The sequence below is a fragment of the Rhizobium sp. L43 genome, from assembly GCF_002531725.1.
Taxonomy (GTDB): domain Bacteria; phylum Pseudomonadota; class Alphaproteobacteria; order Rhizobiales; family Rhizobiaceae; genus Rhizobium.
Genome location: NZ_NWSQ01000006.1, coordinates 254,865 through 276,360, shown reverse-complemented (window position 1 = coordinate 276,360; position 21,496 = coordinate 254,865). Strand labels below are relative to the sequence as shown.

Genomic DNA, 21,496 nt, shown 5'->3' with positions numbered 1-21,496 from the left:
CTTGGGACTGATACGAGGCGCGCTGCCAGGGGCGGGAAGTGTCCCTGAACATGCATGACAGGCAGCGCTGCTAAGATTGGCGGCCTCAAGACCACAAAATCGGGGAAATTTCAAGGGGAGGCATGCATGGCTGCCCTGCGGCGCCGGAAACCGCCGATTATGCTGAATGGATCAAATCCGGCGCAATCGCCCGAGACCACCCGCCCGGCTTGGATTCCCTCGACATCGATCTCAGAACTTCTGCTGCGTCATCAGCACTTCGCGGGCGATCTGATCGAGCGGCAGGATACGGTCGACGCCGCCCTTGGCGATCGCCTCCTTCGGCATGCCGAACACGATTGAGCTCGCCTCGTCCTGCGCCACCGTGTAGGCGCCGGCCTGATGCATCTCCAGCATGCCCAACGCACCGTCGTCGCCCATGCCGGTCATGATGATCCCCATGGCATTCGAGCCGGCCGAGCGCGCTGCCGAGCGGAACAGCACGTCGACCGAAGGCCGGTGGCGGGACACCAGCGGTCCGGTCTTCACGCTCACATGGTAACGCGCGCCCTGGCGCTCGAGCAGCATGTGCTTGTCGCCTGGCGCAATCAGCACATGGCCGCGCAGCACCGGATCGCCATCGACGGCTTCCTTGACCTCGACCTCGCAGAGACCATTCAGCCGCTTGGCGAAGGCGGCAGTGAATTTCTCCGGCATATGCTGGACGATGACCATACCAGGCGCATTGGCCGGCAATGCCTCCAGGAATTCGCGCAACGCTTCGGTGCCACCGGTGGAGGCGCCGACGCAGACGACCATCTCCGTCGTCTTCGCCATGGCCTGCCCTGTCGGCGGCGGCAGCATGACATCCGCCGACAGCTTCTTGGCCGGCGCTTCCGCAGAAGCCGGGCGGATGGTTCCGGCAGCGCGGCGCACAGTGGAAAGCCGCGCATGCGAGGCGCTCTTGACGACTTCGCGAATGCGCAGCGCGTCATCGGCAAGGCTGTCGGCGGCGCCGATCTTCGATTTCAGGATGACGTCGACGGCACCGGCCTCCAGCGCCTGGAGCAGCGTTTCCGAACCCGCTTCCGTCAGCGACGAACACATCACGACGGGGATCGGCCGCTGCGACATTAGCTTGCGCAGGAAAGTAATGCCGTCCATGCGCGGCATTTCCACATCGAGCGTGATGACGTCGGGGGTCTCCTCCAGCAGTTTCCGCGCCGCCATGAAGGGGTCTGATGCGACCGCCATGATCTCGATATCGGGGTCCTGCTCCAGCACATGGGTCAGCGTCTGGCGGACACTGGCGGAATCATCGATGATGAGAACACGGATTTTCTTACGCATGAATGCTCCTGGAGCATGGTGCCGAAAGATAGAGCATGCCGGCAATTCGAAGAAAAGCGGACATGCTCTAGATACGCTGAAACACCGTGTTCGAGACCTGCTTCAACGGCAGATCGAAACCGGTGATCGATTCGGAATGGCCGATGAACATGTACCCCCCCTTCGCCAGGCAATCGCAGAGGCGGTTGAGCACGCCCGCCTGGGTCTGCTTGTCGAAGTAGATTAGCACGTTGCGGCAGAAGATGACGTGCATCGGCTCGCCGATCGGATATTTCTCGTCCATCAGGTTCATGCGGGCAAAACCCACCTTGCTGCGCAGTTTCGGCGTGATGCGCACCTCCCGCCGATCCGGCTGCTTGGCCGTCAGCACATATTTGCGCTGCAGATCGCGCGGCACCGGCGCGATCAGATCTTCCGGGTAGATGCCCCGGCGCGCCGTCTGCAGCACGTCGGTGGAAAGATCGGTCGCCAGCACGCTGTAGGAGACGTCCTTGCGGCCCTCGGCGAATTCCGCCAGCACCATCGCCATCGTGTAGGGTTCCGCCCCCGTCGAACAGGCCGAGCTCCAGGTGCGGAGGGTCCGCGCGCCGCTGCCGGCGATCGCCGGCAGCGCTACGCTCTGCAGATAGTCGAAATGCTTGGCTTCCCGGAAGAAGTCGGTCTTATTCGTCGTCACCACGTCGATCAGGTAGACGGTTTCCTGGGCGAGGCCATCGTGATTGAACAGGAAGTCGCAATAATCGTCGAAGGTCGAATGATTGGTTGCGCGAAGGCGCCGCCTCAGCCGCCCTTCGAGCATCGTCAGCTTGGTCGGCGGCATCTTGATGCCGCTATAGTCGTAGATGAACCGGGCAAGCTTTTCGAAATTGCGCTTGCTGATCCGGTCGCCCGGCAATTGGCTTTCCACCGCTGCTGCCATACTCATAGAACGCAGTACTCCGGGTTGACGCGCGGTCAGGCCGCCGATTGCAATGCCGAGGCGTCCTCGCGCGACAAGAGCCGCGCGAGATCGATGATGACGACGAAACCGTTTTCACGGCGAACGACGCCGGCAATATAGTCCGAGCGCCAGCGCACGCCGATATCGGGCGCCGTCTCGATCTGGTCACGCCGGAACGGCGTGACCTCGAAGACACGATCGGCGACGAGACCGAGGGTAAGCAGCCGGCTTTCCAGCGGCACGTCGAGGACGAGCACCCGCGTATGCGGCGTCGGCACCGTCTTCGTCATGCCGAGCTTCAATCGAAGGTCGATCGTCGGCACGCCCTGCCCGCGCACGTCGCGCAGGCCGAGCAGATAGTCGGGACCGTTCGGAATCTTGAAAGCTTCCGCATAGTCGAGAATTTCCCGTACCACCTCAACCGGCACGGCGAAGATTTCCTCGCCGAGGCTGAAGGTCACGAATTGCGCTTCCAGAGGTGTCGGAGCCATGATCAGGCGCTTTCCTTGAATTCGGCGTCCCCATCATCGGGACCGCCCATGGAGAGATCGAGAGCAAAACCCTTTGCCCGTGCCTGCTGGCCGGCGACGCTGTTGGCCGCCGGTTTGCGGACACCGAACTTGCGGCCGGCGATGGGAGCCGAGCTGCGGACAATCACTTTTGCAGCCGGCGTGCGGGATTGGCGATCGCCTGCCGTATCGACCTTGAAGAAGGCGATCGAAGCCTGCAGTTCTTCGGCCTGGGAGGCAAGCTCCTCGGAGGTCGCCGACATCTCTTCGGAAGCGCCGGCATTCTGCTGCGTCACCCGGTCGAGCTGCTGGATCGCTTCATTGATCTGCGAAGCGCCGATATCCTGTTCGCGGCAGGCCGCGCTGATTTCGGAGACCAGCTCGGCGGTCTTGCGGATGTCGGGCACCAGACGGCCGAGCATATCGCCGGCATCCTGAGCGGCCTTGACCGTATCGCTCGACATAGAGCTGATTTCTGAGGCGGCCGACTGGCTGCGTTCGGCAAGCTTGCGGACTTCCGAGGCGACGACCGCAAAACCCTTGCCGTGCTCGCCGGCACGCGCCGCTTCGACGGCGGCGTTGAGCGCCAGCAGATCGGTCTGGCGGGCGATTTCCTGGACGATGCTGATTTTCTCGGCGATGGTCCGCATCGCCTGTACGGCACGCGATACCGCTTCACCGCTCATCTCGGCATCCTTGGCCGACTGGCGGGCGATCTTTTCGGTCTGCGCCGCATTGTCGGCGTTCTGCTTGATATTGGCCGCCATCTCTTCCATCGACGCGGAAGCCTCTTCGGCAGAAGCTGCCTGTTCGCTGGCGCCCTGCGACACCTGTTCGGAGCTTGACGAAAGTTCCTGGCTGCCGGCAGAAACATTTTCTGCGGCGGCGACCGCATCGGCGACAACACCACGCAGGCGCTCGACCATCTGCTCGAGCGCTATGCCGAGCGTGTCCTTCTCCGAAAGCGGCTTCGGAGACACCGTCAGGTCGCCGTCGGCGATCTGCGTGGCGATCTCGGCGGTAGTGCGAAGGTTATCCGTCATGGTGTTGATCATGTTGACCAGATCCTTGATCTCGTCATTGCTCCTGATCTCGACCTTCTGGTTCAGATCACCGATGGCGACGGCGCTGGCAACGTTCATGATCTTGCGCAGGCCGCTGTTGACGCCGAGCGCGATCCACAGCGCAGCGGCGAAAGCGATGAGGGAAGCCCCGATTGCGAGACCGACCAGCATGTTCCTCGTTGAGTTATAAAGAGCATCGGTATCGCTATCGGCTTGCGCCATCGACTTCTGCTGAAGCGTAACGAGTTTCCCGAAAACCTCTTCCATTTCCGCGACGAGGGCGCGAACTTCCCCAGAGGAAAGCGCCGCGGCCCCTGCTCTGTCGCCGCTTTGCTGAATGGAGGCTACTTTGTTGGAGCCTTCATCGAAGCGCTTGGCCAGTTCGATCAGCCGCTCCCAGAGGGGCTTGCCTTCAGCAGTTGCGAGCTGCAGGCCGCCTGTCGCGAAGCCGAGCATCTCATCGACGCTTTTCGCCGAATTCTGATAGTCCTTTTTGACGATTTCGGAATCCGTTTCCAGAAGCGCGTTCTTCTGCCAGCGGACCGCATCGAGCTCGGCAGTTTGCGCTTCCAGAGCCAGTTCCAGCCTTTTTGCAGGCCCGGAAACAAGGTCGCCGACAGCGTCGTTCAGCGAGCTGAGGCTGATGATTCCATAGACCGCGCTGCCCACCAGTAACAGGATAACAAAGCCGAAGGCGGCTGCGAGTTTAAGTTTGATCGTAATACGCATCTCAATATTCCTCTCTGAGAGCGAGGGCATTAATATGGTCCAGGCGGCGCGGCATCATGCAGCAAAGAAATTCCGGTCGGCGAAAACATGCCGCGGAAGGAAGGAAGTATACTTCCGCGCCGGCTCCCCCGAGCCGGAAGTCTGTGTCGCGGGCCAGGCTGGCCGGCCCGTGACGGTTGCAAACGGGGACAGCGCTCATGTGCTGCCCCGAGGGGCGCGCTATGCGCTCTCCCCTTCCAACTTCGAAGTGATGTGTCTGAAAGGGGGAAAGCGACTACATTCACTTCCCGGCAGCCGGACATCTATCGGTCGCAGCGCCAACGCCTACATGCGTTGGGGATATTCCGCCTCGGGCCACCGGAGCAGCCCGAGGGATCACCTGAGGGCGAAGGCGGTCGAGCGCCTCAGCCGTGGAGCGCTATGCGCTCTCCCGAAAATCGTCGTCGCCGGCATCAGGACCGCCCATCGACATGTCGAGAGCAAAACCCTTGAGACGCTGCTGCTGCGCCGAAACCGTCTGCCCGCGGCCCTGCGGCGCCGGTTTGCGGACAGCGGCCGGGGTTTTGAGCACCTTGACCGCAGTTTTTGGCTGCGCCTTGTGGGCGCCGGGCCGCGCGCTGCCGGCTGCATCGACCTTGAAGAAGGCGATCGACGTCTGCAGTTCTTCCGCCTGCGAGGCGAGCTCTTCCGAAGTCGCCGACATCTGTTCGGAGGCGCCGGCATTCTGCTGCGTCACCTTGTCGAGCTGCTGGATCGCCTCGTTGATCTGCGAAGCGCCGATATCCTGTTCGCGGCAGGCAGCGCTGATCTCGGAGACCAGCTCGGCAGTCTTGCGGATGTCGGGCACCAGACGGCCGAGCATGTCGCCGGCATCGGCGGCAGCCTTGACCGTATCGCTCGACATGGCGCTGATTTCGGCAGCGGCCGACTGACTGCGTTCGGCAAGCTTGCGGACTTCCGAGGCGACGACCGCGAAACCCTTGCCGTGCTCGCCGGCACGCGCCGCTTCGACGGCGGCGTTGAGCGCCAGCAGATCGGTCTGACGGGCGATTTCCTGGACGATGCCGATCTTCTGGGCGATCGTGCGCATGGCGTCGACGGCACGCGTCACCGCTTCACCGCTTATCTCCGCGTCCTTGGCCGACTGGCGGGCGATCTTTTCGGTCTGCGCCGCATTGTCGGCGTTCTGTTTGATGTTGGCGGCCATCTCCTCCATCGAGGCGGAAGCCTCTTCGGCCGAAGCCGCCTGCTCGGTGGCGCCCTGCGACACTTGCTCGGAGCTTGCCGAAAGCTGCTGGCTGCCCGACGAAACGTTTTCGGCAGCCGACAGTGCGTCGGCGACGACGCCGCGCAGACGCTCGATCATGATGTTGACGTTGCCCAGAAGCTCGCCGATTTCGTCATGGCCGGTGATCTCGGCCATCTTCGTCAGATCGCCTTCCGACACTTCGCGAACGACGGTGTTGGCGCGGCCAAGGCCCTTGCTGATCGTGTTGGCGATCCAGAAAGCGGTGAGAGCAGCGATCAGCAGGGCGACGGCGGCGACCGCAACCATCGTCGTGCGCGTCGTCTCATACTGGTTCTGGGCGCCATCGTCGGCAGCCTTCATGCGCTGCTTTTCAAGCGCCAGGATCTCGCTGAGCGTCGAGTCGATGTCGTTGGCAGCTGCCCGCGCCGTCGTGACGGAGATGGTGTTTGCGCCTTCGGCATTGCCGGCCTTCACAAAGTCGCGGATCTGATCGTCGGCCGCATCGAAGGTCTTGGAAAGTTCGGCGATGCGCGCCCAGCGCGCCTTGCCTTCTTCCGTCGCCAGCGCCAGCACCTGGCTGAACGCATTGGCGAAGTCCTTGCGAGCCTGATCGCCCTTCGCGATGGCGCCGGTCGTCTCGTCTGCGCTGCGCGCCGTAAGCAGGTTCTTCTGTTGGCGGATCGCCTCGAGCTGGGCAATATTGATCTGCTGCGCGAGATCGAGGCGAGCCGCCGGGCCGGCGAGAAGCCTGTCGATCGTGCCATTCAGCGATCCAAGGCTGAAGACACCGTAAGCGGCGGTGCCCACGAGCATCAGAATGATGAAGGTGAACGCAGTCACCAGTTTCGTCTTGATTGTCAGTCGCATCGTCAAACCCCCATGTTGACTTCATCCAGCGTCAAGTGACGGCGCGCGCCGTATTGTGCCTCGATGAAAAAATCGCCTGCAGATTGGGGAGAATGATGAACTCTCCGCCCCTCTTCACCAGGCAGTTGATGTAGTCGGCACGCCAGCGCATGCCGACGCTCGGCGGCGCCTCGCTCGCGGATTTTGCAAGCGTCGTTACCTCGTTCACCTTATCGGTTCTGAGGCCGACCAGCGTCTGCTCGCCCTGCAGGTCGATCTCGATGACGATGAAGCGGCTGTCGATCGTCGCCTCTGCCGCCTCCATGCCGAAGGCCAGGCGCAGGTCTGCAAGCGGAATGACCTTGCCGCGGAAATTGATGACGCTGGCGACGAAGGGCTGACTGCCCGGCACCGCGGTTTCCGGAAGCAGGTCCAGGATTTCCTGGACGATGACCGCTTCCAGCGCGAAGGTCTCGCCATTGAGATCGAAGGTCAGGACCTCGACTTCCTCGGCATAGCTCCAATGATTGTCGAAGCGTTCGACTGCTGCTGCTGCACTCATCCTGCTACCCGCAATTGCGCCTCCTGTTGCTGACCCGCGGCAACCAGATGCCCGACGTCGAGAATGAGGGCGACGCTGCCGTCGCCGAGAATGGTGGCGCCCGAAAAGGTCGCGACATCGTTGTGCAGTTTCGACATCGACTTGATGACCGTCTGGTGGTCGCCGATGATCTGGTCGACGACGAGGCCGACGCGCTCCGTGCCTGTGGAGATGACGACGACCTTCTGATGGACGTCGGGCTTGGTGCCGGTTCGGAAGAGGTCGCGCAGGCGTAGAAACGGCACCAGGCTGTCGCGCAGCGAGATGAAGCTGCGACCGCGCGAGCGGAGATCTTCCTCAAGCGACAATTCGAGGCACTCCTCGACCGCCGAGAGCGGGATGACGTAGCGGCCGGAACCGACCCGCACCAGCAGACCGTCGATAATGGCAAGCGTCAGCGGGATACGCAGCGACACTTCCGAACCCTGTCCCGGCACGCTGACGATGTCGATCGCGCCGCGAAGCGCTTCGACCGTCTTCTTGACCACGTCCATGCCGACGCCGCGGCCGGAAAGATTGGTGATCGCCGCTGCCGTCGAAAAGCCGGGAGCGAAGATCAGCTGCAGCAGCTCGGAGTCGGAAAGCGCCTGGCCGGGATGGATGAGGCCGGAGGATTCCGCCTTGGCGCGGACCCTTTCACGATTGATGCCTCGGCCGTCGTCCTTGATCGAGATGATCACTTCGCCGCCGGCCTGGCGGGCCGAAAGCGTCACCGTGCCGGCTTCGGTCTTGCCGGCGGCAAGGCGGTCGGCTGGTGTTTCGAGGCCGTGGTCGATCGAGTTGCGCACCAGATGCACCAACGGATCGGCCAGGCGCTCGATGACCGTCTTGTCGACTTCGGTCGTCTCGCCCTCCGTTACCAGTTCAATCACCTTGCCGGTCTCGCGGGCGAGATCGTGGACGAGGCGGCGGAAGCGGGAGAAGAGAGTGGCAACCGGTACCATGCGCAGCACCATCATCGTGTCGCGCAACTCGCCGGAGAGGCGTTCGATTTCTTCCGAGACGGAGCGCAGCGCGATATCGGCGCTGGCGCTGGCGAGCTGGCTGAGGCGCGACTGGGCGATGACGAGCTCACCGACGCGGTCCATCAGCTCGTCGAGACGTTCGGCCGGAACGCGGACATTCTCGGCCGCCTTCGCCTGGCTGACGGCGACTGGCGCCTCGCGCCTGGCCGGAACCGCCTCGACGGGACGGAACTCCGGGACGGCGGCCGGCGGAACCGGCGCCGCCGATATCCCGGCAATAGGGGCAGATGTCGGCTTGGCTTCGATCGGAGCGGCAGTTGCCGCTGCCGCGCCGTTAATCTCCTCGACGCTGAGTTCCATATCATCGAGCACGAAGATGAAGACATCGTCGATCGCCGAGCGATCCTGCTCACTGGTCAGCGTCACGTCCCAGGAAATATGGAGTTCGGTCGGAGTGAGCTCGTCGAGAGGCGGAATGGCCGATCTGTTGGCGCGCACGGTGCATTCGCCGAGATCGCGCAGCTCGTCCAGCAGGCCGAGCGGATTGGTGCCGTTGGCCATCGAATTGGCCGGCAGGCTGAAGCGGATGCGCCAGCTGTTCCTCTTCTTTGCCGGCGCTTCGCGCACGGCCGCGGGTGCGGAAACGGTGGCCGCCGCTTGAGCGGGCGCCTTGCCCCCGACGGCAGCCTGCAGCTGCGCCAGAAGTTTCTGGCCGATATCGCCGTGATCGGCGTCCGGCTGGTCGACGAGGGCGCGCATATGGTCCTGGGCGGCAAGAACGGCGGCGACCAGTTCGCTGGTCGCCGCAACCTCGCCCTTACGAACCCGGTCGAAGGCCGTTTCGCAATGATGGGTGAAGGCAGCGAGCGCCTCGAAACCGAACATCGCGCCGGAGCCCTTGAGCGTGTGGAGCCCGCGGAACACGGCGTCGACGAGATCCTTATTGTCGAGCTCGTGGGTCAGATCGAGAAGACCGGCCTCGATCGCTTCGAGGCATTCGGCTGCTTCCATGCGGAATACGGCGACCGGATCGAGCGTACTCATCTTCCGAGGACCTTTTTGACGATCTTCACGAGATTTTCCGGGTCGAACGGCTTGGTCAGCCAGCCCGTTGCGCCCGCCGCCTTGGCGCGAACCTTGAGATCGGCGTCCGATTCCGTCGTCAGGAAGATAATCGGAACGCCGGCCTGGGCCGGCAGCTTGCGCAACTCCTCGATCATCGTCAGCCCGTCCATGACCGGCATGTTGAGATCGGTCACGATCAGATCGAAGCTGCTGCTCTTTGCCTTCGCAAGGCCTTCTGCCCCGTCGGCGGCCTCGGTGACGGTGTAACCGGCATTGGTCAGCGTGACATTGGTGGTCAGGCGAATGCTGGCGGAATCGTCAACGGTCAGGATATTTGCAGTCATAATGTCACCTTTTTATGCAACCAGAAATTTTCGTCTTCTTTGTCGAAGGATTCGATGAAACCTGCGCGCTCAAGTACCTTCAGAACCGAGCCCCTGGCCGGCGAAGAAAGTTTGAACGTCTTTCCCTTGGCCTTTGCTTGGCGGCGAGCGGATTCGATGAGCTGAATGAAACTCAGATCCGCTTCAGCACTTTCGGGAATCTCGATGATGATTACATCACGGCTGTGAAATTCATCTGTAATCTTTGAATATAATTCGGACGCGCAGCGGATACTCAGCAAATCCGGCAAATTTATAGATTCGTAATATTGTTTTGGAGTATCCAACGCAGCCCCCTCGGCCAGAGAAATACTTGATGACCCTAAGAGGACTCTCACGACAGCGTTAATGCAGGGTAAACAGCGGTTGTATGAAACTACCGCATAACGAGTCCTGAGACTCCCCAATTTTCACCCGGAATAAGTTGTATTTTCCTCTCAAAATTTAGAACAAATAAAATAAAAGCAGTAGGTTAAGCGATGTTAACCAACCATGAGACTCGAGCGGCGCCTCCATCCATCTTTCGTTAATCACAACGCAGACGAGTCTGGCGCGTTTACCGGACGTTTCCATCCTACCCGTAAAAATAGAGTCAGATTAGCCTGTGTTTAAGAAAAGGTATAAATGTTGGCACACGCTCTGGTATCGCCGACCGCTACAGCCTACATGTCCGGGGGGGACATCGGCCGGACCCTGGAATCCGCCCGCAGCCGGGTCGAAGAACGTTTTCTCGAAGGCGGTACCGTGCTGCTCTCGGTGATGGATGTTCTCAACCGTCTGTTGAATTCTCTCGAGAGCGTCACCGCGGCGCTCGACAATAGCGAGTCGAGCGATACCGGCGCCGATCTCCGTGCCACGGTGGAGAGTCTGACGGTGCTGCCGGTCACCGAAGAAAATCGTCAACAGGCACTCGTCTCGCTGGCGCAGACCGGCAGGGAGCTGCGCAAATACGTCTCCGACATGCAGGAGACAATGCGCTATCTCAGAACTTTCGCCGTGACCGTGAAGATCACCGGCGCCGGCCTTGCCGAATTCGCCGGCTTCGCACAGGAGATCCTGGAGCGAATCTATTCCGGTACCGATGAAGTGAATCGTTTCGCCACGCATCTCGACAGCCTCGACAAGGAGGTCAAACTCGCCGCCTCCTTTAGCGCCAGTGTCTCTAAGGGTTACGCCGATACCGTTCCGGCCGTCGCGGCAGCCCTGCGCGACGACGCCGCCAAGATCGCCCAACACCGCAAGCATCTGGGCGTCGTCGCCCGTGAGGTCGGCGCGATCGCCCGCGGCGTCCAGAGCAAGGTCGCCTCGACGCTCTCTGCCCTGCAGATCGGAGACATCACCCGTCAGCGCATCGAGCATGTGCAGGCCACCCTTTCACTGCTTGAGGAATTCTTTGCCGGCGCGGAGGGCGCAAAGCTCGATGCCGGTGCGCGCAAGCGCCTGCAGAACGCCATCCACCATTTGACCGCAGCGCAGATGAGCGACATGTGCGCCAATTTCCAGCGGGATTCGGAGAACGTCGTCACGACGATCGCCAGTTTCGACCACGACATGCGGGAGATACTCAAGCTGCGCGACCAGATGAGCGGTAAGAGCGGCGAGGACGGCGGCAATTTCATGCGCGCGCTGGAATCCAGCGTTTCGGCCGCCCACGAAATTGTCCAGCAGGTCGACACGGCAAGCCGGCAGGCCGACCAGGTGAGCCAGTCGACGATCGGCACGGCCGCCAAGCTGTTTGAATCGATCGCCAACATCCGCGCCGTCAAGACCGACATCCATTACATGGCTTTGAACACCAACCTGCGCTGCAGCCGCCTCGGCGAGGAAGGCAGGTCGATCAACGTCGTCACCGCCGAGCTGCGCATCTTCGCCGGCAAGCTCGACGAATCCGCCGATGCCATCGTCACCGGCCTGCCGGCGCTCGAAGCGGCAGCCGGCCGCGTTGCCCCCGCCACCGATGTCGGGGCCGGCGGTCTGGGAGAAAGCCTGACGTCGGCCGTCGGCAACATCCGCTCCGCAGCCAATTTGATGGAAAACGAGCTGAAGGTGCTCGCCGAGAACGGCCGCGAGGTGGCCACCAAGATCAGCCTGCTGATCGGCAAGCTCGATTTCCAGCGCGATCTGGGCGAAGTCTTTGCCCGCTGCGCCGGTCTGCTCGAAAGCGCCGCAGGCACCGAGGTCGTCGATATCTCCGATCTCGCCGAGGCGATCGCCCCGCTCGACCGCAAGATCTTCAAGGCCTACACGATGGTCCAGGAGCGCAACATCCATCGCGACATCTTCCCGGCAAGCGAAGACAGCGCCCCCGCTCCCGCCGAGACTCCCAAGGCCGACACCGACGAGGATCTTTTCGCCGACGCGCTTTTTTAAAGCGGTCGGGAGGCCCGGCAACTAATTATCGCCGCCGGAACTTGTTGGCGGCCTCGATCGCCGCCTTCTGCTGATCGTCCTCGATGCCGAGATAGAAATCCTCGAGCGACGGATCGGCAAGCCCGGCCCGGCGCGACAGCACATACCATTTCGCCGCCTCGACCGGGTCGGGCGGCGTGCCGATGGCGTTGATGTAGAGATGGGCGAGCTTGTTCTGGGCCGCGACGTTGCCGCCATTGGCGGCAAGTTTCAGCCATTCGAAGCCCTTGACGTAATCCTTCGGCCCACCGACGCCGTTGACGAGCCAGATGCCGAGATCGAGCTGGGCCGTATCGAAGCCGGCGCGCGCCGCGCGCGCCATCCACTCGCGGGCGAGCTGCTTCTTTTCCTCCGGCAGGTCTTTCAGCGACGCATAGATCTGCGCCACGGCATATTGCGAATCGGCAATGCCCTGCTCGGCCGATTTCTCGTAGAACGGCAGAGCGAGCTTCAGCCCTTTCTCGCCGGGATTGTCGGCGACGACGATCTGCGCCCAGTTGAATTCCGCCGAAGGATTGCCGGCCTCGGCCGCCTTGTGCATGTAGTCGTCGGCTTTGACCTTGTCACGCGGCACGCCCTCGCCTTCCATCAGCATCAGCGCATATTTGAACATGGCCGCCGCATCGCCGCCTTCGGCCGCCTTGCCGTACCAAAAGGCCGCATTCTTCACGTCCTTCTTGACGCCGAGACCCTGCGACAGGATTTCGCCGATCAGCGTCTGCGCCGCCGCATCGCCGAGTTGGGCGCGCGGCAGCGCCTTGTCCATTGCCGTCAGGTAGTAACCGCGCTGGAAGGCGCCGTAAGCCTCGTCGACAGGTCCCTTATAATCCTTTTCCGGCGGCAGGTCCGGCAGCTTCGCACCCATGCGATCAAACACGCCGACACCATCGGAGGGCCGCACGACCGGGCCGGTTGGCCGGTCGGTGCGGAAAGTCGAAGTCGGCCCGGAGCCTGGCTGGTTTACGACGCTATCCGTTGCTTGCGCCAAGGCGACATCCGGCCCGGCCGCAACGACGGCGGCCATGCTGGCAAGGATAAATTTCAACAGGCGGGCGGTCTGGATCGGCATGAGCGCGATTTCAATCCTCAAACCGTGGCGCTTTTTCGTCAAGCAACGCGTTGACTTCGGCGACGATAGATGGCGCCCGGGCGGGCTCGCCGAAGACTGCCAGCCGCAGCGCCACGAACTCCGCTCCGGTCTCGGCGACGGCGAGCGCCGAAGCCGGATCGGTGCCGCCCATGACGATGCAGGGGATCTCGATCATCGAGGCCCACCATTCGCCGAGCGCAAGATTCTTCGGATGCGCCTCCGGCTTGATATCGCCGTCGAGCTTGCCGAAGAAGATATAATCCGGCCTGACTTCGCCGATCTCAAGCGCTTTATGACGGTCGGCTGCGTTACCACCGCCGACAATCAGCTTCGGCGCATGTTTGTCGATCGCTTCCGAAAGCGCCTCCGCATTGCCGGAAAGGTGCAGGCCATCGGCCTTCGCCCGGCCTGCAACACGGCTGTCGCCTGATATCAGCGCCGCCGCTCCGGCATTCTGGATCAGCGGCACCAGCTTCTCCGCATGTTTCTGGAAGGTGCCGTCGTCGAGCCCATATTGCGGCACGATCACCGAAGCGACATCGCCGCCCTTCAGCGCGTCGGCGACGATCCTCGCCTGCTCATCGGCATCGGCAATATCGGGTGCGATGAGCACAAGGCGGCAGCGGTTTTCCGGTTCGGTCATGAGGTCTTTCCGTTTCCTGCGAATTCCCCCTCGAAATCAGGGATCCGCACTCGTTTTGTGTGAGTAGTTCCGTTAGACGAGGCTTGCAAGAGGAGGACGCCGAAAGCATGCCGCAGGATTTGTCATTCTACTACGCCGCCGTGCCCGCCGTTCTGCTGGTGGGCCTCGCAAAGGGCGGCATGGGCGACGCTTTGTCGCTGATCGGCCTGCCCTTCCTCGCCCTCGTCGTCTCGCCGGTCGAGGCGGCGGCGATCCTGTTGCCGATCCTGGTCTTCATGGACATGATCTCGCTCGTCATCTGGCGCAAACACGGCGACTGGGCGACGCTGAAGATCATGCTGCCGGGCGCGGTCTTCGGCATTGCGCTCGGCTGGGCGACCTCGGCGCTCGTTCCGGGCAATATGCTGCGCATCGTCATCGGCGCGGTGACCATCCTCTTCTGCCTGCGCTATTTCTGGAACAATTACGGCCCGGGTGCCGGCAAGATCATTCCGCCGCGCGGCCAGCGGCCGGTGGCCGCCGGCCTCTGGGGCACATTTTCCGGTTACGGCAGCTTCGTCGCCCATGCCGGCGGCGCGCCCTTTCAGATCTATGCCCTGCCGCTGAAGCTACAGCCACGCGAATATACCGGCACCAGTGTGCGCTTCTTTGCGATCCTCAACGCCATCAAGCTGATCCCCTATTTCGCGCTCGGCCAGCTCGACACCCAGAACCTTGCAACCTCCGCGACACTTCTGCCCTTCGCGCCGCTCGCCACCCTTGCCGGCGCCTGGTGCGTGCGCCGCATGCAGCCGGCAATCTTCTATCCGTTCATGTATGCGATGGCCCTGATCGCCGCCTTGCTGATCGTGCGCGAGGGCCTTGGCTGGTAAGGATTCCCCCACGCTGCATTGCACAATTTCCTTGCTGCGGCCGCCGGTTTGACGTAGCGTTCCCGTTATGTCGAACACGGACCCTTTCTCTGCGATTGCCGATCCGAACCGGCGGTTTCTGCTGGAAGAGCTGCGCCGCGCACCGCGGACGGTCAACGAACTTGCCGAGGGCCTGCCGATCAGCCGTCCTGCTGTTTCGCAACATCTGAAGGCGCTGCTCGACAGCAACCTCGTCTCGGTGACATCTGAAGGCACGAAACGCATCTACACGGTCAACAACCGCGGTTTCGACAAGCTCAATTTATGGCTGGATCAGTTCTGGGCTTAAGGCATGTTCGCCTAAGCCTTATGGAACGCGATGCATATAATGCACCGCTGCTCGATGCCTGCGACGCAAAAGCGCCAGCCGCAATGCTGGCAGGCATCGGGCTGGCGCAAATCTGGTGTGAAATCACCGGGTCTTGCTGATTCTAGGCGGAATGGATGGATTTACCTTTTCTTTCGCAAGATGATCGACCGGCGACCCTTGGGAAGATCAGTGGACGGATGACTTGAGACGCTGAATCTCGTCCTTGATGCGCAACTTGCGGCGCTTGCATTCGGCAATTTCCGTATCGGAGATAGAGGGAGCTGTTCTGAGCGTATGCAACTCTTCCTCGAGAGCGACATGCTTTTTCTGGAGTGATTCAAGATGAGCTTGAACTGTCATTTGACCCTTCCTTCCTCTTACCCTCCCCGGCCATCATCGTCGGGGATTAAGGTGTCAACGGCCGGACTGTGACATATTTTTGAAGGCTTGTCGAAGGCCAAAAGATGAAGACTGAATGGCAATTTCATGATCAAGACTAACTAGCCGTTACCCGTATTTGGTGATAGGAGCTTGCGGAAATCATCGGCAGATCGGACAAGATCCGAGGACGATAACGGGGAATGCATATGGCCGATCAGGAACAGGCGGAAATCAGGCTCACGGTGGCGCGGCTGCGCCAGGAGCACGAGGATTTCGACGCCGCGATCAACGCCATGATCCAGATCGGATGCGATGCTCTGCGGATCCAGCGCATGAAGAAGAAGAAGCTCGTCATCAAGGACAGGCTCTCCAAGCTGGAAGATCAGATCATTCCTGACATCATCGCCTGAGAGGAATAGCAGCAACGATGACAGACAGACCGCTCGTCGCCATCATCATGGGCAGCCAGTCCGACTGGGAGACCATGAAGAACGCCGCCGACACGCTGGAGGCGCTGGAGATCCCTTATGATGCGCGCATCATTTCGGCGCACCGCACCGTCGACCGGTTGGTCAATTTTGCCAAGGGCGCGCGGGCGGAGGGTTTCAAGGTCATCATCGCCGGCGCCGGCGGCGCCGCCCACCTGCCTGGTATGACCGCATCGATGACGCCGCTGCCGGTTTTCGGCGTACCGGTTCAGTCCAAAGCCCTCTCCGGCCAGGACAGCCTTCTTTCCATCGTGCAGATGCCGGCCGGCATTCCTGTGGGAACGCTTGCCATCGGCAAGGCCGGCGCGGTCAACGCCGCCCTTCTCGCCGCCGCCGTCCTTGCCCTTTCCGACGAAGAAATCGCCGACCGGCTCGACGAGTGGCGCGAGCGCCAGAGTGCTGCCGTCGCCGAATACCCGATGGACGACCTATGACGGCAACAACGATCGGCATCATCGGCGGCGGCCAGCTCGGCCGCATGCTGGCCATTGCCGCCGCCAGATTGAATTTTCGCACGGTCATTCTCGAGCCGCAGACGGACTGCCCGGCCGCCCAACTCGCCAACCGGCAGATTACATCAGCCTATGACGATCCGGCGGCACTGGCCGAACTCGCCGATATCTGCGATGTCGTCACCTACGAATTCGAAAACGTGCCCGTCATGGCCGCCGAGACGCTCTCGGCAAGCGTGCCCGTCTATCCGCCGCCGAAGGCGCTGGAAGCCGCACAGGATCGCCTCGTCGAAAAGCGCTTTCTCAACGACTGCGGCATATCGACCGCCCGCTTCCACGCGGTCGACAGCCAAGCCGATCTCGATACGGCACTGAAGGATTTCGGCGGCCAGGGCGTGCTGAAAACCCGCCGTCTCGGTTATGACGGCAAGGGTCAGAAGGTTTTCCGCTCGACGGCCGACAGCGCTGATGGCGCCTATGCCGCGTTGGGCAGCGTGCCGCTCATCCTCGAAAGTTTCGTCGCCTTCGAGCGCGAGGTCTCGATCATTGCCGCCCGCGCCACCGACGGTACGGTCGTCTGCTTCGATCCCGCCGAGAACGTCCATCGCAACGGCATCCTCCACACCTCGACGGTTCCGGCCACGATCTCGCGAACGACGGCGGATGCCGCGCGCCGATCGGCCGAAACGATCCTCGCCGCATTGAACTATGTCGGCGTCATCGGCATCGAATTCTTCGTGCTTGCCGACGGCGGTCTGATTGCCAATGAGATGGCGCCGCGTGTCCACAACTCCGGTCACTGGACGGAAGCCGCCTGCGTCGTCAGCCAGTTCGAGCAACACATTCGCGCCGTTGCCGACCTGCCGCTCGGCCATGCCGAGCGCCATTCCGACTGTGTCATGCAGAACCTGATCGGTGACGATATCCTTGCCGTTCCCGACTGGCTGCGGCGTCCTGATACGCTGGTTCATCTCTACGGCAAGACCGAATGGCGCCCCGGCCGCAAGATGGGCCATATCACCACCTTGACGCGGAAATCGCCGGTTTTAACCTGAGAAAACACCGCAGCGCCTTGGGAAAAACACCTTCATGCGGTTGACATGGAAAAGGTGAAGAGGTATCTGCTCCCCCACCTAAACAGCGCGCCCGATGGCGCGCTTTTGATTGTTAAAGATACGGGCGAATGTGAATTCCCCCATAGAGATCGCGGATCAGAAAAATGAAGATCAAGAATTCGCTCAAGTCGCTCAAGGCTCGTCACCGTGACAACCGTCTGGTTCGCCGCAAGGGCCGCATCTACATCATCAACAAGCTGAACCCGCGCTTCAAGGCTCGTCAGGGCTGATTTCGCGCGTCCGGATCGCCCTGCCGCGTGAGCTTGCGCCGGCAGATATATCCGGTGGGTCGCTACGGTGATCACGTCAAATTTGTTTGATCTTCGGCGTTGGCGGGCTAATATGTCCGCCATGCGCTTTTTTGCTTTGACATCAGCGGCGCTGCCGCTCGCCCTCATCCTTCTCTCCGCCACTTTTCCGGCCACCGCCGCGGAAAAGCCGGCCGCAAAGAAGAAAGACGTCATCGTCGAGCAGGCGGATGTCAACTCTTCGCCAAAGCAGCATCTCGACCAGCTCTTCAGCCAGCTGAAGCGTGAGCGCGACCCCGACAAGGCCAGCAGCATCGCCAATGAGATCCGCATGGAGTGGAACGATTCCGGCAGCGCCACCATCAATCTCTTGATGCAATGGGCCGACAAGGCGATCGAGGAAAAGCGCAATCCCGCCGCGCTCGATTTCCTCGACGAGGCAATCGCGCTGAAGCCCGATTATGCCGAAAGCTGGAACCGTCGCGCCACGCTGAATTTCGTCATGGGCAATTATCGCAAGTCGATGTCCGACATCGAACGTGTGCTCGATCTCGAGCCGCGCCATTTCGGCGCGCTCTCCGGCATGGCGGCGATCCTCAGCAATTCCGGCAACGACCAGCTGACCTTGAAGGCTTGGGAGCGTTTCCTCGATGTCTATCCCGCCGAACGCACCGCACAGGAACAGGTCAACACGCTTGCCGAAAAACTCGCCGGCAACCGCACCTGATTCCCCGGCTGACATCTTGATGTCGGATCACGCCGCGCAATTTTAGAACCGTCGAAGAAAACGGTGCGGCGCTTCGCCCACCCCTCGTAAAACCGCCGCAACACGCCCGTTAAGATCATGCTTGCAGAAGTTTCCGCTCTTCTCGTCCCGCTCGCCGCCGCCATCGGTTACTCTTCCTACAAGGCGCGGCAATTCGAACACACCTATCCGAATATCGGCGAACTGACGGATGTCGGCGGCTACCGCATGAATGCCGTCCATATCGCGCGTCCCGAAAATGCCGACCTGCCCGCCCTCGTCTTCATTCACGGCGCCAGCGGCAATCTGCTCGATCAGGTCGTCGCCTTTCGCGCCGCACTCGAAGGCCGAGCGGAAATGCTCTTCGTCGATCGTCCCGGTCACGGTTATTCCGAGCGCGGCGGCCCGGAGAACGCTGTCCCCTCCGGCCAGGCCGATGCCATCGCCAGGCTGATGGAAAAACGCGGCATCGAAAAGGCTGTTATCGTCGGCCATTCCTTCGGCGGCGCGATCACCGCCGCCTTTGGCCTGCGCCATCCCGATAAGACATCAGGCCTGCTCTTTCTCGCACCCGCCACCCATCCCTGGCCGGGCGGCATCGACTGGTACTATCATGTCGCCACCGCCCCTGTTGTCGGCTGGCTCTTCAACCATGCGGTCGTCGTGCCGCTCGGGCTGCGCCGGCTGGAGCGCGGCACGCTGAACGTCTTTCGTCCCAATCCACGCCCGGCCGACTACATCGAAAAAACCGGTCCGTCGCTGGTGCTGCGGCCCAATGCCTTCCACAACAACGCTGCCGATTTCAAAAGGCTGCTCGCCTATGTAAAGGCATACTCGCCGCTCTATTCGCAGATCACCGCCCCGACCGTCATCATCACGGGCGACAGCGACGAGGTCGTCTGGGAGCACCTGCATTCGCGCGGCCTTGCCCGCGATATATCAGGCTCCGAACTCATCACCGTACGAGGCGTCGGCCATAAGCCGGACTATCTCGCAACCGATGTCGCCATCGCAGCCATGGAAAAGATATCAGGCAAGCCGCGCGACCTGCAGGCGGCCGCCCGCAGGGCTGAGGAGAGGCTCGCCGCTTCGCGCGAGCAGACGCGCGCAACCCTATCGTCACTGACGCCGGACGCTCTGCGCGGCGCCTGACGTCTCCGGCTGCAAAACCGAGCTCCTTGCTTAAAGCCAATCCCCTGCATTGTCTCGGGCTGCAGCGGCCCCATATGTTTCCATCATTGTCCATAGGAGGGGAAATCATGGGCCGTCTGCATATTGGGATGATCTCCGTCATATCGGCACTGTCGCTGAGCCTGACCTCGGCCTTCGCCGCGTCGCCCGCGCCAGTCGAAGCCGAGCACGGCATGGTCGTTACCGCCCAGCATCTGGCGACCGATGTCGGCGTCGAGGTGTTGAAAAGCGGCGGCAATGCCGTCGATGCGGCGGTCGCCGTCGGTTATGCCCTGGCGGTCGTCTATCCCTCGGCCGGAAATCTCGGCGGCGGCGGTTTCATGACCATCCGCCTGAAGGACGGCACCAAGACCTTTCTCGATTTTCGCGAACGCGCGCCGCTTGCCGCCACGAAAACCATGTATCTCGATGCCAAGGGCGATATCGTGCCGCGCGCCAGCCTCGACGGCTATCTCGCCGTCGGCGTGCCCGGCTCCGTCATGGGCTTCGAAACCGCGCGCGAGAAATACGGCACGAAATCGCGCCAGGATCTGATCGCACCGGCGCTCCGCTTCGCCAAAGACGGCTTCACGCTGGAACAGGGCGACGCCGCAAGCCTCGCCGGCAGCGCCAAACGTCTCGCCAAGGACGAGGCGGCGGCGAAGATTTTCCTGAAGCCGGACGGCAAGCCCTATACATCGGGCGAAAAACTCCAGCAGCCTGACCTCGCCGCGGTCTTGGCCAGCATCTCCGAAAAAGGTCACGATGCCTTCTACAAAGGCGCGCCGGCCGAAGAGATCGTCAAGGCGAGCCAGGCCAAAGGCGGCATCCTCGCCAGGCAAGATTTCGAGCAATATGCCGTGCGCGAGTTGAAGCCGATCGAGTGCAACTACCGCGGCTACGACATCATCTCCTCGCCGCCGCCCTCCTCCGGCGGCATCATCATCTGCGAGATCCTCAATGTTCTCGAAGGTTATCCGCTCTCCTATCTCGGCTATAACTCGGCCGAAACCGTGCACATCATGGTCGAGGCGATGCGCTATGCCTATGTCGACCGCAATGCCGCACTCGGTGATCCCGATTTCGTCGAGAACCCGGTCGAGAAACTGCTCGATAAGAAATATGCCTTGGAAATCGCCGCCAAGATCGACCCTTACAAGGCCGGCACGTCGGCGAACCTGAAACCGCTCGGCGGCAAGGAAAGCACCGAGACGACGCATTATTCGATCATCGACGACGAGGGCAACGCGGTTGCCGTCACCTATACGCTGAACGGCTCCTTCGGCGCCGCCGTCGTGGCGCCGGGCACCGGCGTGCTGCTCAACAACGAGATGGACGATTTCACCTCCAAACCCGGCGTGCCGAACCTTTACGGACTGGTGCAGGGAGAGGCGAATGCCATCGTGCCGAAGAAGACACCGCTCTCCTCGATGAGCCCGACAATCGTCACCCGGGACGGCAAACCCTTCATGGTGATCGGCAGCCCCGGCGGCTCGCGCATCATCACCATTACGCTGGAGGCGATCCTCAACGTCGTCGATTTCGGCATGGATATCAGCCAGGCAGTGAACGCGCCGCGTATTCACCATCAATGGCAGCCCGATAAAATCTATCTCGAACCCCATGCCATTTCGCCCGATACGGAAAAGACGCTTGCCGCCATGGGCTATAGCTTCGATGGCGGCAACGACGCGCCGCTCTGGGGCCAGGCCGCCGGCATCCTTGTCGGCGGCAAAAGCCTCACCGCCATCGAAAAGGGCGGCGGCGCCCGATATAACGGCGCCATGGACAGCCGTGCGGCTGAGGGATCGGCGAACGGTTATTGACGGTTGGCTGATCGCGGACGGCAATCGC

At 61.8% G+C, this 21,496-nt stretch carries 22 protein-coding genes; 10 read left to right on the top strand and 12 right to left on the bottom strand.

Annotation, left to right across the window (positions count from 1 at the left end; all coding sequences use genetic code 11):
* Window positions 1–231 precede the first annotated feature (231 nt).
* The 9 genes from CO667_RS10570 to CO667_RS10530 all read right to left on the bottom strand — a co-directional run bounded on the left by CO667_RS10570 (window position 232) and on the right by CO667_RS10530 (window position 9,967).
* Window positions 232–1,329 carry a chemotaxis response regulator protein-glutamate methylesterase gene (locus tag CO667_RS10570; RefSeq protein ID WP_097618325.1) on the bottom strand — a complete coding sequence of 366 codons (1,098 nt, stop codon included), beginning with the start codon at window positions 1,327–1,329 and terminating at the stop codon, window positions 232–234.
* 67 nt (window positions 1,330–1,396) lie between these two features.
* Window positions 1,397–2,254 (bottom strand): CheR family methyltransferase, encoded by an 858-nt coding sequence (locus tag CO667_RS10565; protein WP_097618324.1) that lies wholly within the window; start codon window positions 2,252–2,254, stop codon window positions 1,397–1,399.
* Window positions 2,255–2,283: 29 nt separating this feature from the next.
* The gene (locus tag CO667_RS10560; protein ID WP_097618323.1) at window positions 2,284–2,760 is read right to left on the bottom strand and encodes a chemotaxis protein CheW; all 477 of its coding nucleotides are present in this window, start codon (window positions 2,758–2,760) and stop codon (window positions 2,284–2,286) included.
* A 2-nt stretch (window positions 2,761–2,762) separates the two neighbouring features.
* Window positions 2,763–4,571 carry a methyl-accepting chemotaxis protein gene (locus tag CO667_RS10555; RefSeq protein WP_097618322.1) on the bottom strand — a complete coding sequence of 603 codons (1,809 nt, stop codon included), beginning with the start codon at window positions 4,569–4,571 and terminating at the stop codon, window positions 2,763–2,765.
* Between the two features lie 418 nt (window positions 4,572–4,989).
* A complete protein-coding gene (locus CO667_RS10550) occupies window positions 4,990–6,687 on the bottom strand; it encodes a methyl-accepting chemotaxis protein (protein ID WP_097618321.1) in 1,698 nt (565 codons plus the stop codon).
* 31 nt (window positions 6,688–6,718) lie between these two features.
* Window positions 6,719–7,228 (bottom strand): chemotaxis protein CheW, encoded by a 510-nt coding sequence (locus tag CO667_RS10545; RefSeq protein WP_097618320.1) that lies wholly within the window; start codon window positions 7,226–7,228, stop codon window positions 6,719–6,721.
* Window positions 7,225–9,276, bottom strand: coding sequence for a chemotaxis protein CheA (locus CO667_RS10540; protein WP_097618319.1), 2,052 nt, complete (start codon window positions 9,274–9,276; stop codon window positions 7,225–7,227). Before CO667_RS10540 ends, CO667_RS10545 begins: the two co-directional genes overlap by 4 nt.
* Entirely contained in the window at window positions 9,273–9,641 is a 369-nt protein-coding gene (locus CO667_RS10535; RefSeq protein ID WP_097618318.1) for a response regulator, read from the bottom strand. The genes CO667_RS10540 and CO667_RS10535 overlap by 4 nt, the downstream gene beginning before the upstream one ends.
* Window positions 9,638–9,967 (bottom strand): STAS domain-containing protein, encoded by a 330-nt coding sequence (locus CO667_RS10530; RefSeq protein WP_065281217.1) that lies wholly within the window; start codon window positions 9,965–9,967, stop codon window positions 9,638–9,640. Before CO667_RS10530 ends, CO667_RS10535 begins: the two co-directional genes overlap by 4 nt.
* A gap of 340 nt (window positions 9,968–10,307) precedes the next feature.
* Here CO667_RS10530 and CO667_RS10525 point away from each other — a divergent pair, with 340 nt between their 5' ends.
* Window positions 10,308–12,050, top strand: coding sequence for a chemotaxis protein (locus CO667_RS10525; RefSeq protein WP_179874110.1), 1,743 nt, complete (start codon window positions 10,308–10,310; stop codon window positions 12,048–12,050).
* Window positions 12,051–12,075: 25 nt separating this feature from the next.
* On the opposite strand, the gene CO667_RS10520 is transcribed toward CO667_RS10525, so the two are convergent.
* A complete protein-coding gene (locus tag CO667_RS10520) occupies window positions 12,076–13,158 on the bottom strand; it encodes a tetratricopeptide repeat protein (protein WP_097618316.1) in 1,083 nt (360 codons plus the stop codon).
* Window positions 13,159–13,168: 10 nt separating this feature from the next.
* Window positions 13,169–13,822, bottom strand: coding sequence for a thiamine phosphate synthase (locus CO667_RS10515; protein WP_097618315.1), 654 nt, complete (start codon window positions 13,820–13,822; stop codon window positions 13,169–13,171).
* Window positions 13,823–13,929: 107 nt separating this feature from the next.
* Between CO667_RS10515 and CO667_RS10510 the strand changes: the two genes are divergently transcribed.
* Window positions 13,930–14,694, top strand: a complete 765-nt coding sequence (locus CO667_RS10510; protein WP_097618314.1) for a sulfite exporter TauE/SafE family protein — start codon at window positions 13,930–13,932, stop codon at window positions 14,692–14,694.
* Window positions 14,695–14,761: 67 nt separating this feature from the next.
* A complete protein-coding gene (locus CO667_RS10505; RefSeq protein WP_003542830.1) occupies window positions 14,762–15,022 on the top strand; it encodes a metalloregulator ArsR/SmtB family transcription factor in 261 nt (86 codons plus the stop codon).
* A 207-nt stretch (window positions 15,023–15,229) separates the two neighbouring features.
* On the opposite strand, the gene CO667_RS10500 is transcribed toward CO667_RS10505, so the two are convergent.
* Entirely contained in the window at window positions 15,230–15,403 is a 174-nt protein-coding gene (locus CO667_RS10500; RefSeq protein WP_097618313.1) for a DUF465 domain-containing protein, read from the bottom strand.
* A gap of 227 nt (window positions 15,404–15,630) precedes the next feature.
* Between CO667_RS10500 and CO667_RS10495 the strand changes: the two genes are divergently transcribed.
* From CO667_RS10495 to ggt, 7 genes are all read left to right on the top strand, one after another.
* Entirely contained in the window at window positions 15,631–15,834 is a 204-nt protein-coding gene (locus tag CO667_RS10495) for a YdcH family protein (RefSeq protein ID WP_003566445.1), read from the top strand.
* Between the two features lie 17 nt (window positions 15,835–15,851).
* Window positions 15,852–16,346, top strand: coding sequence for a 5-(carboxyamino)imidazole ribonucleotide mutase (gene purE, locus CO667_RS10490; protein WP_097618312.1), 495 nt, complete (start codon window positions 15,852–15,854; stop codon window positions 16,344–16,346).
* Window positions 16,343–17,419 carry a 5-(carboxyamino)imidazole ribonucleotide synthase gene (locus CO667_RS10485; RefSeq protein ID WP_097618311.1) on the top strand — a complete coding sequence of 359 codons (1,077 nt, stop codon included), beginning with the start codon at window positions 16,343–16,345 and terminating at the stop codon, window positions 17,417–17,419. The genes purE and CO667_RS10485 overlap by 4 nt, the downstream gene beginning before the upstream one ends.
* A 164-nt stretch (window positions 17,420–17,583) precedes the next feature.
* Window positions 17,584–17,709 (top strand): type B 50S ribosomal protein L36, encoded by a 126-nt coding sequence (gene ykgO, locus CO667_RS10480; protein WP_003566454.1) that lies wholly within the window; start codon window positions 17,584–17,586, stop codon window positions 17,707–17,709.
* Between the two features lie 112 nt (window positions 17,710–17,821).
* Window positions 17,822–18,454: a hypothetical protein gene (locus tag CO667_RS10475; protein WP_097618310.1), complete on the top strand. Its 633-nt coding sequence runs from the start codon at window positions 17,822–17,824 to the stop codon at window positions 18,452–18,454.
* A gap of 117 nt (window positions 18,455–18,571) precedes the next feature.
* A complete protein-coding gene (locus CO667_RS10470) occupies window positions 18,572–19,624 on the top strand; it encodes an alpha/beta hydrolase (RefSeq protein WP_097618309.1) in 1,053 nt (350 codons plus the stop codon).
* 107 nt (window positions 19,625–19,731) lie between these two features.
* On the top strand, window positions 19,732–21,468 hold the full coding sequence (ggt, locus tag CO667_RS10465; protein WP_097618308.1) for a gamma-glutamyltransferase: 1,737 nt from the start codon (window positions 19,732–19,734) through the stop codon (window positions 21,466–21,468).
* The last annotated feature ends 28 nt before the right edge of the window (window positions 21,469–21,496 follow it).